This is a genomic window from Klebsiella sp. MPUS7, from assembly GCF_009905335.1.
GTDB classification, from domain to species: domain Bacteria; phylum Pseudomonadota; class Gammaproteobacteria; order Enterobacterales; family Enterobacteriaceae; genus Klebsiella; species Klebsiella grimontii.
Genome location: NZ_CP047604.1, coordinates 5,467,974 through 5,480,051 on the forward strand (window position 1 = coordinate 5,467,974; position 12,078 = coordinate 5,480,051).

The 12,078-nt window shown below is 53.5% G+C and carries 5 protein-coding genes, 1 tRNA gene and 3 rRNA genes; 2 read left to right on the forward strand and 7 right to left on the reverse strand.

Going from position 1 to position 12,078, the window contains the following annotated elements:
* Positions 1-44: 44 nt before the first annotated feature.
* The 3 genes from aceA to metA form a co-directional block, all read right to left on the reverse strand.
* Complete coding sequence (aceA, locus tag GUC22_RS25575) at positions 45-1,349, reverse strand: isocitrate lyase (RefSeq protein ID WP_024360167.1); 1,305 nt, start codon at positions 1,347-1,349, stop codon at positions 45-47.
* 31 nt (positions 1,350-1,380) lie between these two features.
* Positions 1,381-2,982 carry a malate synthase A gene (gene aceB / locus GUC22_RS25580; protein ID WP_049130453.1) on the reverse strand — a complete coding sequence of 534 codons (1,602 nt, stop codon included), beginning with the start codon at positions 2,980-2,982 and terminating at the stop codon, positions 1,381-1,383.
* 259 nt (positions 2,983-3,241) lie between these two features.
* On the reverse strand, positions 3,242-4,171 hold the full coding sequence (gene metA / locus GUC22_RS25585) for a homoserine O-acetyltransferase MetA (protein ID WP_004138454.1): 930 nt from the start codon (positions 4,169-4,171) through the stop codon (positions 3,242-3,244).
* Positions 4,172-4,327: 156 nt separating this feature from the next.
* Between metA and GUC22_RS25590 the strand changes: the two genes are divergently transcribed.
* Positions 4,328-4,765 (forward strand): acetyltransferase, encoded by a 438-nt coding sequence (locus tag GUC22_RS25590; RefSeq protein WP_004138452.1) that lies wholly within the window; start codon positions 4,328-4,330, stop codon positions 4,763-4,765.
* A 99-nt stretch (positions 4,766-4,864) separates the two neighbouring features.
* On the opposite strand, the gene rrf is transcribed toward GUC22_RS25590, so the two are convergent.
* The 4 genes from rrf to GUC22_RS25610 all read right to left on the reverse strand — a co-directional run bounded on the left by rrf (position 4,865) and on the right by GUC22_RS25610 (position 9,847).
* Positions 4,865-4,980: ribosomal RNA gene (gene rrf / locus GUC22_RS25595) — 5S ribosomal RNA — on the reverse strand.
* A gap of 68 nt (positions 4,981-5,048) precedes the next feature.
* A 23S ribosomal RNA gene (locus tag GUC22_RS25600) occupies positions 5,049-7,955 on the reverse strand.
* A gap of 190 nt (positions 7,956-8,145) precedes the next feature.
* Positions 8,146-8,220, reverse strand: a tRNA-Glu gene (locus GUC22_RS25605).
* A gap of 87 nt (positions 8,221-8,307) precedes the next feature.
* Positions 8,308-9,847, reverse strand: a 16S ribosomal RNA gene (locus GUC22_RS25610).
* Together the 16S, 23S and 5S rRNA genes with 1 tRNA gene alongside form the textbook arrangement of a ribosomal RNA operon.
* Positions 9,848-10,485: 638 nt before the next feature.
* Here GUC22_RS25610 and purH point away from each other — a divergent pair.
* Positions 10,486-12,075, forward strand: coding sequence for a bifunctional phosphoribosylaminoimidazolecarboxamide formyltransferase/IMP cyclohydrolase (gene purH / locus GUC22_RS25615; RefSeq protein WP_160183852.1), 1,590 nt, complete (start codon positions 10,486-10,488; stop codon positions 12,073-12,075).
* Positions 12,076-12,078 lie beyond the last annotated feature (3 nt).

Here is a 12,078-nt window from a genome sequence, read left to right on the forward strand (position 1 = left end):
ACCGCTTTCGTAGGCCCGGTAAGCGCAGCGCCACCGGGCAGCAATCAGAACTGCGACTCTTCCGTCGAGCCGGTCAGCGCCGTCACCGACGATGTTCCGCCCTGGATAATGGTGGTCACCTTATCGAAGTAGCCGGTACCCACTTCTTGCTGATGAGAGACAAAGGTGTAGCCATCTTTAGCCGCCGCGAACTCCGGCTGCTGGACTTTCTCAACATAATGCTTCATGCCCTCGCCCTGGGCGTAAGCGTGCGCCAGATCGAACATGTTGAACCACATGCTGTGAATACCGGCCAGGGTGATGAACTGATACTTGTAGCCCATATCCGCCAGCTGCTGCTGGAAGCTGGCAATGGTTTTATCATCCAGCTTTTTCTGCCAGTTAAACGACGGCGAGCAGTTGTAGGCCAGCAGTTTGCCCGGATATTTCGCGTGAATCGCATCGGCAAAGCGCTTCGCCAGCTCAAGGTCCGGGGTGGAAGTTTCACACCACACCAGGTCGGCATAGGGCGCGTAGGCCAGCCCGCGGCTGATCGCCTGTTCGATACCGGCATGGGTGCGGAAGAACCCTTCGCTGGTACGGTCTCCGGTGATGAACTGACGATCGTAAGGATCGCAGTCTGAGGTAATTAAATCCGCCGCATCGGCGTCAGTACGGGCGATCACCAGGGTCGGCACGCCCATCACGTCCGCCGCCAGGCGCGCGGCAACCAGTTTCTGAATCGCTTCTTGCGTGGGTACCAGTACTTTGCCGCCCATATGGCCGCATTTCTTCACCGATGCCAGCTGGTCTTCGAAGTGTACGGCCGCTGCACCGGCCTCAATCATCGATTTCATCAGCTCGAACGCATTAAGCACGCCGCCAAATCCCGCTTCCGCGTCGGCGACGATCGGCAGGAAATAATCGGTATAACGCGGATCGTTCGGCTCAATGCCCGCAGACCACTGGATCTGATCCGCGCGGCGGAAGGTGTTGTTGATCCGATCGACAACGGCCGGTACCGAGTTTGCCGGATAGAGCGATTGATCCGGATACATGCTGGAAGCCAGGTTGGCGTCCGCCGCGACCTGCCAGCCGGAAAGATAAATCGCTTCAATGCCCGCTTTCGCCTGCTGCAGCGCCTGCCCGCCGGTCAGCGCGCCCAGGCTGTTGATGTAGCCTTTTTTCGCTTCGCCGTGCAGGAGTCGCCACATCTTTGCCGCGCCCAGCTGCGCCAGGGTACACTCTGGATTGACCGAGCCGCGTAGCTTCACCACGTCCTCGGCGCTGTATGGGCGGGTAATCCCTTCCCAGCGCGGTTTCGTCCACTCTTTGTTTAATTCTTCGATTTGTTGGGTACGAGTCTTCATGTGCAGATGCTCCATATTGTTGTGTGGTGAATTAGGCCAGAAGGCGATAGCCCGGCAGGGTTAAGAAATCGATCAGCTCGTCGGAGGTGGTGATCTGTTCCATCAGGCGAGCGGCTTCATCAAAACGCCCGCTGCTGTAGCGGTGCTCGCCCAGTTCGTCCTGAATCACCCGCATCTCTTCGGCCAGCCACTGGCGGAACAGCGCTTTGGTTACCGGTGTGCCGTTACTGAGGGTTTTCTCATGATGGATCCACTGCCAAATCGAGGTGCGGGAGATTTCGGCCGTTGCCGCATCTTCCATCAGGCCATAGATCGGTACGCAGCCATTACCGGAGATCCACGCCTCGATGTACTGCACCGCCACGCGAATATTGGCGCGCATGCCCTCTTCGGTTCGTTCGCCCTCGCAGGGGGCCAGCAGCTGTTCAGCGGTAATCGGCGCGTCGTCTTCGCGGGTAACCGACAGCTGATTTTTGTTCTCGCCCAGTACACCGTTAAAGACGGCCATCGCGGTGTCAGCCAGCCCGGGATGCGCGATCCAGGTACCGTCATGGCCGTTATTCGCCTCCAGCGACTTATCGGCTTTTACTTTATTCAGCACCTGATTGTTGCGTTCAGCGTCTTTACTGGGGATAAAGGCCGCCATACCGCCCATCGCAAACGCGCCGCGCTTGTGGCAGGTCTTAATCAGCAATCGCGAATAGGCGCTGAGGAAAGGTTTGTCCATCGTCACCACCTGACGATCCGGCAGAACGCGATCAGGGTGGTTCTTCAGCGTTTTGATATAGCTGAAGATGTAGTCCCAGCGCCCGCAGTTCAGGCCAACAATATGGTCGCGCAGGGCATGTAGGATTTCATCCATCTGGAATACGGCGGGCAGCGTTTCAATCAGCAAGGTGGCTTTAACGGTGCCGCGCGGCAGCTCAAAACGGTCTTCCGTAAAGCTAAAGACTTCACTCCACCACGCCGCTTCCTGCCAGGCCTGAGTCTTCGGCAGATAGAAATAGGGGCCGCTGCCTTTTTCCAGTAACGCTTTGTAGTTATGGAAGAAATAGAGTGCGAAGTCGAACAGGCTGCCGGGAATGGCTTCACCGCGCCAGGTCACATGTTTTTCCGGCAGGTGCAAACCGCGAACGCGGCAGATCAGTAGCGCCGGGTTCGGCTTGAGCTGATAAATCTTGCCGGCTTCATTGGTGTAGCTGATGGTGCCGTTAACCGCATCGCGCAGGTTAATTTGCCCATCAATGACTTTGTTCCATTCGGGCGCCAGCGAGTCTTCGAAATCCGCCATGAAGACTTTCACGTTCGCATTGAGCGCATTGATCACCATCTTGCGCTCAACCGGCCCGGTGATTTCCACCCGCCGATCCTGCAAATCCTCCGGAATGCCGCGGATCTTCCATTCACTATTACGAATGGAAGCTGTTTCCGAAATAAAATCAGGAAGCTTTCCGTCGTCAATTGCCTGCTGCTGCTGGATACGCGCCGCCAGGAGTTTGTTGCGCTCTGGCGTAAAGCGGCTCACCAGCTCGGTCAGAAACTCCACTGCCTCAGGCGTTAAGATTTGCTTTTCCTGGTCGCCATATGGCTGGCTAAAAGCCAGTTCGTCAGTAATTGTCGCCTGCTGCGTCATGTGCTGCTCCTCTTGGTTGATCCAGTTGGCGCGAACGTAAGATCGTTGTGTAGTTTTCGTTCAGCACAATTAAGACTACGCATTTATTTTTCAAAATCAAAAACAATTTCCATTTTTAATTTAATTACAATTTAACCTATTGATAACAATATGAATAAAGTTTAATTACAATATGAGCTGCGTTTCGGAAATAAAAAAGGCACCCGAAGGTGCCAGAGGCAAAATGCTGAAACGCTTTAGGATCGCGTTGTGTAGAAGATTAATCCAGAGTCGGATTCATATGGCGTAGATCGTATGGCGTGATCTGGTAGACGTAATAATTCAGCCAGTTGATAAACAGCAGATTGCCATGGCTTCGCCATGTGGCGCGCGGTTTGTTCTGCGGATCGTTTTGCGGGAAATAATTGTACGGAACCTGCGGATCGAGGCCCGCTTCCACATCGCGGAAAAACTCGCTGGCCAGGGTATTGGCGTCATATTCCGGGTGACCGGTCACGAAGGCGATGCGTTTATCTTTACTGGCGAACAGGTAGGCGTCCCCCTCTTCCGTCTCCGCCAAAATCTCCAGGTCGGTGTAGTCGCGAATCAGCGCCGCCGGGAAATCGGCATAGCGCGAATGCGGGGCCAGAAAGCTATCGTCAAAGCCGCGGGTTAACAAGGCATGAGGTTGCAGGATATGGTGTTCATATACGCCGGAAATCTTTTCAGAGCGGGTCTGTTTAGGAATACCGTAGAGAATATTAAGGGCAGCCTGTACCGCCCAACAGACAAACAGCGTGGAGGTGACATGATCTTTTGCCCACTCCAGTACCTGCTTGATCTGCGGCCAGTAGGCAACGTCATTAAACTCAACAAGCCCTAAAGGCGCGCCGGTCACAATCAGGCCGTCAAAGTTCTGATCGCAAATATCTTCAAAGTTGCAGTAAAAGTTGTTGAGGTGTTCCGCCGGGGTATTACGCGATTCGCGGGCATCGATGCGCAGCAGCTGGATATCAAGCTGCAGAGGAGAGTTGGAAAGCAGTCGCAGAAACTGATTCTCAGTCTCGATTTTCTTCGGCATCAGATTAAGGATGAGCACCTTCAGCGGGCGGATTTCCTGAGTCGTCGCGCGAGTTGTCGTCATCACAAAGACGTTTTCATTACGCAAGAAATTGACGGCCGGTAGCTCGTCCTGCACCCGAATTGGCATAACTTTATTACCTCATAGCATACGTATAAACGTTTAGACATCCAGACAGCTGAAGATACCCAGGAATAAGGTGAATGTCGAGCCTGCAGGTGCAGGGTGAGAAAATTTCACGGAGATTTTTAGGTTAGAATATAAGAACAAATAAAAGGAGCAATTATGGTTATTAGTATCCGCCGTTCACGGCATGATGAAGGGGAAAAACTGGTTGCGATCTGGCGTCGGTCGGTTGATGCCACACACGATTTCCTGTCAAAAGAGTATAGAGTGGAACTCGAAACGCTGGTGAGTTCATTTCTACCCGAAGCGCCGCTGTGGGTGGCGGTAACGGAGAAAGATGAGCCCGTCGCCTTTATGCTTCTTACGGGTGAACATATGGATGCGCTATTCGTTGACCCTACGGTCCGCGGCTGTGGAGTCGGTAAATTACTGATTGAACACGCGCTAACGCTGGCGCCAAAGTTGACGACCAACGTTAATGAGCAGAATGAGCAAGCGGTCGGATTTTATCAGAAGATGGGCTTTAAGGTGACGGGGCGTTCAGAGACGGACGATCTTGGTAAACCTTATCCGTTATTGCATCTGGTACATGAGTAAAATATGGGGCCGGATAAGGATCAACTCCTGTCCGGTCATTCGCAGACCACAAAAACGCAAAAAGCCCATCCGTCAGGATGGGCTCTTCACTTAATTGATGCCTGGCAGTTCCCTACTCTCACATGGGGAGACCCCACACTACCATCGGCGCTACGGCGTTTCACTTCTGAGTTCGGCATGGGGTCAGGTGGGACCACCGCGCTGTTGCCGCCAGGCAAATTCTGTTTAATCTGTATCAGGCTGAAAATCTTCTCTCAATCCGCCAAAACATCTTCGGCGTTGTAAGGTTAAGCCTCACGGTTCATTAGTACCGGTTAGCTCAACGCATCGCTGCGCTTACACACCCGGCCTATCAACGTCGTCGTCTTCAACGTTCCTTCAGGACTCTCAAGGAGTCAGGGAGAACTCATCTCGGGGCAAGTTTCGTGCTTAGATGCTTTCAGCACTTATCTCTTCCGCATTTAGCTACCGGGCAATGCCATTGGCATGACAACCCGAACACCAGTGATGCGTCCACTCCGGTCCTCTCGTACTAGGAGCAGCCCCCCTCAATTCTCCAGCGCCCACGGCAGATAGGGACCGAACTGTCTCACGACGTTCTAAACCCAGCTCGCGTACCACTTTAAATGGCGAACAGCCATACCCTTGGGACCTACTTCAGCCCCAGGATGTGATGAGCCGACATCGAGGTGCCAAACACCGCCGTCGATATGAACTCTTGGGCGGTATCAGCCTGTTATCCCCGGAGTACCTTTTATCCGTTGAGCGATGGCCCTTCCATTCAGAACCACCGGATCACTATGACCTGCTTTCGCACCTGCTCGCGCCGTCACGCTCGCAGTCAAGCCAGCTTATGCCATTGCACTAACCTCCTGATGTCCGACCAGGATTAGCTGACCTTCGTGCTCCTCCGTTACTCTTTAGGAGGAGACCGCCCCAGTCAAACTACCCACCAGACACTGTCCGCAACCCCGATTAGGGGCCCACGTTAGAACACCAGCCATTAAAGGGTGGTATTTCAAGGATGGCTCCACGCAGACTGGCGTCCACGCTTCAAAGCCTCCCACCTATCCTACACATCAAGGACCAGTGTTCAGTGTCAAGCTATAGTAAAGGTTCACGGGGTCTTTCCGTCTTGCCGCGGGTACACTGCATCTTCACAGCGAGTTCAATTTCACTGAGTCTCGGGTGGAGACAGCCTGGCCATCATTACGCCATTCGTGCAGGTCGGAACTTACCCGACAAGGAATTTCGCTACCTTAGGACCGTTATAGTTACGGCCGCCGTTTACCGGGGCTTCGATCAAGAGCTTCTCCTTACGGATAACCCCATCAATTAACCTTCCGGCACCGGGCAGGCGTCACACCGTATACGTCCACTTTCGTGTTTGCACAGTGCTGTGTTTTTAATAAACAGTTGCAGCCAGCTGGTATCTTCGACTGATTTCAGCTCCATGGGTAAACCACTTCACCTACATATCAGCGTGCCTTCTCCCGAAGTTACGGCACCATTTTGCCTAGTTCCTTCACCCGAGTTCTCTCAAGCGCCTTGGTATTCTCTACCTGACCACCTGTGTCGGTTTGGGGTACGATTTGATGTTACCTGATGCTTAGAGGCTTTTCCTGGAAGCAGGGCATTTGTCACTTCAGCACCGTAGTGCCTCGTCATCACACCTCAGCGTTAATAACGTTCCGGATTTACCTGGAACATCCGCCTACATGCTTAAACCGGGACAACCGTCGCCCGGCCAACATAGCCTTCTCCGTCCCCCCTTCGCAGTAACACCGAGTACAGGAATATTAACCTGTTTCCCATCGACTACGCCTTTCGGCCTCGCCTTAGGGGTCGACTCACCCTGCCCCGATTAACGTTGGACAGGAACCCTTGGTCTTCCGGCGTGCGGGTTTTTCACCCGCATTATCGTTACTTATGTCAGCATTCGCACTTCTGATACCTCCAGCAACCCTCACAGGCCACCTTCAACGGCTTACAGAACGCTCCCCTACCCAACAACACATAGTGTCGCTGCCGCAGCTTCGGTGCATGGTTTAGCCCCGTTACATCTTCCGCGCAGGCCGACTCGACCAGTGAGCTATTACGCTTTCTTTAAATGATGGCTGCTTCTAAGCCAACATCCTGGCTGTCTGGGCCTTCCCACATCGTTTCCCACTTAACCATGACTTTGGGACCTTAGCTGGCGGTCTGGGTTGTTTCCCTCTTCACGACGGACGTTAGCACCCGCCGTGTGTCTCCCGTGATAACATTCTTCGGTATTCGTAGTTTGCATCGGGTTGGTAAGTCGGGATGACCCCCTAGCCGAAACAGTGCTCTACCCCCGAAGATGAGTTCACGAGGCGCTACCTAAATAGCTTTCGGGGAGAACCAGCTATCTCCCGGTTTGATTGGCCTTTCACCCCCAGCCACAAGTCATCCGCTAATTTTTCAACATTAGTCGGTTCGGTCCTCCAGTTAGTGTTACCCAACCTTCAACCTGCCCATGGCTAGATCACCGGGTTTCGGGTCTATACCCTGCAACTTAACGCCCAGTTAAGACTCGGTTTCCCTGCGGCTCCCCTATACGGTTAACCTTGCTACAGAATATAAGTCGCTGACCCATTATACAAAAGGTACGCAGTCACCCCATAAAGAGGCTCCTACTGCTTGTACGTACACGGTTTCAGGTTCTTTTTCACTCCCCTCGCCGGGGTTCTTTTCGCCTTTCCCTCACGGTACTGGTTCACTATCGGTCAGTCAGGAGTATTTAGCCTTGGAGGATGGTCCCCCCATATTCAGACAGGATACCACGTGTCCCGCCCTACTCTTCGAGTTCACAACCTGTGTGCTTTAGTGTACGGGAGTATCACCCTGTACCCTGCGACTTTCCAGACGCTTCCACTAACACACAAGCTGATTCAGACTCCGGGCTGCTCCCCGTTCGCTCGCCGCTACTGGGGGAATCTCGGTTGATTTCTTTTCCTCGGGGTACTTAGATGTTTCAGTTCCCCCGGTTCGCCTCGTTTGACTATGTATTCATCAAACGATAGTGCAACGAATTGCACTGGGTTTCCCCATTCGGACATCGCCGGCTATAACGGTTCATATCACCTTACCGACGCTTTTCGCAGATTAGCACGTCCTTCATCGCCTCTGACTGCCAGGGCATCCACCGTGTACGCTTAGTCGCTTAACCTCACAACCCGAAGATGTTTCGTAAAACATCATCGTGTCGCGAAAATTTGAGAGACTCGAACACACATTAGCTGTGTGTCGTTTCAATTTTCAGCTTGATCCAGATTTTTAAAGAGCAAATATCTCAAACGTCACCCGAAGATGAGTTTTGAGATATCGGTTGGTTGTGCCTTTCACTCACAGCCAGCAAGTGGCGTCCCCTAGGGGATTCGAACCCCTGTTGCCGCCGTGAAAGGGCGGAGTCCTAACCGCTAGACGAAGGGGACACGAGGTGTCGCGACTTCGCAGCCGTCTTGCTTCTTTACATCTATCAGACAATCTGTGTGGACACTACAAAGGCAGGTTCTTTCAGGTAAGGAGGTGATCCAACCGCAGGTTCCCCTACGGTTACCTTGTTACGACTTCACCCCAGTCATGAATCACAAAGTGGTAAGCGCCCTCCCGAAGGTTAAGCTACCTACTTCTTTTGCAACCCACTCCCATGGTGTGACGGGCGGTGTGTACAAGGCCCGGGAACGTATTCACCGTGGCATTCTGATCCACGATTACTAGCGATTCCGACTTCATGGAGTCGAGTTGCAGACTCCAATCCGGACTACGACATACTTTATGAGGTCCGCTTGCTCTCGCGAGGTCGCTTCTCTTTGTATATGCCATTGTAGCACGTGTGTAGCCCTACTCGTAAGGGCCATGATGACTTGACGTCATCCCCACCTTCCTCCAGTTTATCACTGGCAGTCTCCTTTGAGTTCCCGGCCGGACCGCTGGCAACAAAGGATAAGGGTTGCGCTCGTTGCGGGACTTAACCCAACATTTCACAACACGAGCTGACGACAGCCATGCAGCACCTGTCTCAGAGTTCCCGAAGGCACCAAAGCATCTCTGCTAAGTTCTCTGGATGTCAAGAGTAGGTAAGGTTCTTCGCGTTGCATCGAATTAAACCACATGCTCCACCGCTTGTGCGGGCCCCCGTCAATTCATTTGAGTTTTAACCTTGCGGCCGTACTCCCCAGGCGGTCGACTTAACGCGTTAGCTCCGGAAGCCACTCCTCAAGGGAACAACCTCCAAGTCGACATCGTTTACAGCGTGGACTACCAGGGTATCTAATCCTGTTTGCTCCCCACGCTTTCGCACCTGAGCGTCAGTCTTTGTCCAGGGGGCCGCCTTCGCCACCGGTATTCCTCCAGATCTCTACGCATTTCACCGCTACACCTGGAATTCTACCCCCCTCTACAAGACTCCAGCCTGCCAGTTTCGAATGCAGTTCCCAGGTTGAGCCCGGGGATTTCACATCCGACTTGACAGACCGCCTGCGTGCGCTTTACGCCCAGTAATTCCGATTAACGCTTGCACCCTCCGTATTACCGCGGCTGCTGGCACGGAGTTAGCCGGTGCTTCTTCTGCGGGTAACGTCAATCGACAAGGTTATTAACCTTATCGCCTTCCTCCCCGCTGAAAGTACTTTACAACCCGAAGGCCTTCTTCATACACGCGGCATGGCTGCATCAGGCTTGCGCCCATTGTGCAATATTCCCCACTGCTGCCTCCCGTAGGAGTCTGGACCGTGTCTCAGTTCCAGTGTGGCTGGTCATCCTCTCAGACCAGCTAGGGATCGTCGCCTAGGTGAGCCGTTACCCCACCTACTAGCTAATCCCATCTGGGCACATCTGATGGCAAGAGGCCCGAAGGTCCCCCTCTTTGGTCTTGCGACGTTATGCGGTATTAGCTACCGTTTCCAGTAGTTATCCCCCTCCATCAGGCAGTTTCCCAGACATTACTCACCCGTCCGCCACTCGTCACCCGAGAGCAAGCTCTCTGTGCTACCGTTCGACTTGCATGTGTTAGGCCTGCCGCCAGCGTTCAATCTGAGCCATGATCAAACTCTTCAATTTAAGTTTGATGCTCGTAGAATTAAACTTCGTAATGAATTACGTGTTCACTCTTTGAGACTTGGTATTCATTTTTCGTCCGAAGACGTTAAGAATCCATGTCACTTTGAGTGCCCACACAGATTGTCTGATAAATTGTTAAAGAGCAGTGCAACGCGGCTTTCGCTCACCGTTGCGAGGTGGCGTATATTACGCTTTCCTCTTTCAGAGTCAACCCGTTATTTCAGGATTTTTTCTCTTCAACTGACCGGGTTGTTTGTGAAGTGATTCACATCTGCCGTGTCGATGGAGGCGCATTATAGGGAGTTCCCGAGCATCCGCAATAGTAAAATTGCAGAAAAATGACTGACTGCTGCATTCCCCAGCAAAACCCCGCTTTATACCCAGTTACGCACAGAATTATCCACAGATGACGAAAGGTGCCCCCTTATAAAGGCCATCTCTCTTCTCTATATAAGGTCTATATAAGGCGCGATCCGGGGGTAAAAATAGAAAGATAAAAATTCGCGAGCGTTGCGCAAACGTTTTCGTTACAATGCCGCGCTATAACAAGGATGCCCGGTTGGGTGCGTTAGGTGAGTTTTTAGGCAAAAACTCACCTAACGCTCTCTGTAATATTCAAATCCTGGGGATTTAATACCATGCAACAACGTCGTCCAGTCCGCCGCGCCCTGCTCAGTGTTTCTAACAAGGCCGGTATCGTCGAATTCGCGCAGGCGCTTTCCGCTCGTGGTGTCGAGCTACTGTCTACGGGTGGTACCGCACGCCTGCTGGCTGAGAAAGGTCTGCCGGTGACCGAAGTCTCTGACTACACCGGTTTCCCGGAAATGATGGACGGACGCGTGAAGACTCTGCATCCGAAAGTTCACGGCGGCATTCTCGGCCGCCGCGGCCAGGATGACGGCATTATGCAACAACACGGTATCGCGCCTATTGATATGGTGGTTGTTAACCTGTATCCGTTTGCTCAAACCGTGGCCCGCGAGGATTGCTCGCTGGAAGACGCGGTCGAGAACATTGATATCGGCGGCCCAACCATGGTTCGCTCGGCGGCGAAGAACCATAAAGATGTCGCCATTGTGGTGAAGAGCAGCGACTACGATGCCATTATTCAAGAGATGGATGCCAACGAAGGTTCCTTAACTCTCGATACCCGCTTCGATCTCGCCATTAAAGCATTCGAACACACCGCCGCCTACGACAGCATGATTGCCAACTACTTCGGCAGCATGGTTCCGGCCTATCACGGCGAGAGCAAAGAAGCCGCTGGCCGCTTCCCGCGCACCCTGAACCTGAACTTCATTAAGAAGCAGGATATGCGTTACGGTGAAAACAGCCACCAGCAGGCTGCCTTCTATATAGAAGAAGAAATCAAAGAAGCTTCCGTGGCGACTGCGCAGCAGGTTCAGGGCAAGGCCCTCTCTTATAACAACATCGCCGATACCGATGCGGCGCTGGAGTGTGTGAAAGAGTTTAGCGAGCCGGCCTGCGTTATCGTGAAGCACGCTAACCCGTGCGGCGTGGCGGTAAGCACCTCCCTTCTTGACGCCTACGACCGCGCGTATAAAACCGACCCGACCTCTGCCTTCGGCGGTATTATCGCCTTTAACCGCGAACTGGATGCCGAAACCGCGCAGGCCATCATCTCCCGCCAGTTTGTTGAAGTGATCATCGCGCCGACCGCGACGGAAGAAGCCCTGAAGATCACTGCCGCGAAACAGAACGTCCGCGTCCTGACCTGCGGTCAGTGGACGCAGCGCGTGCCGGGCCTGGACTTCAAACGCGTTAACGGCGGCCTGCTGGTTCAGGACCGCGACTTGGGTATGGTGACGGAAGGCGAACTGCGCGTGGTTTCCAAACGCCAGCCGACCGAGCAAGAGCTGCGTGACGCGCTGTTCTGCTGGAAAGTGGCGAAGTTCGTGAAGTCCAATGCCATCGTGTATGCCAAGGAGAACATGACCATCGGAATAGGCGCAGGCCAGATGAGCCGCGTTTACTCGGCCAAAATCGCCGGGATTAAAGCCGGTGATGAAGGTCTGGAAGTGAAAGGTTCGGCTATGGCCTCCGACGCCTTCTTCCCGTTCCGCGACGGTATTGATGCCGCCGCTGCCGTTGGCGTGAGCTGCGTCATTCAGCCTGGCGGTTCTATTCGCGACGAAGAGGTGATTGCCGCCGCCGATGAGCACGGCATCGCGATGATCTTCACCGATATGCGCCACTTCCGCCATTAATTT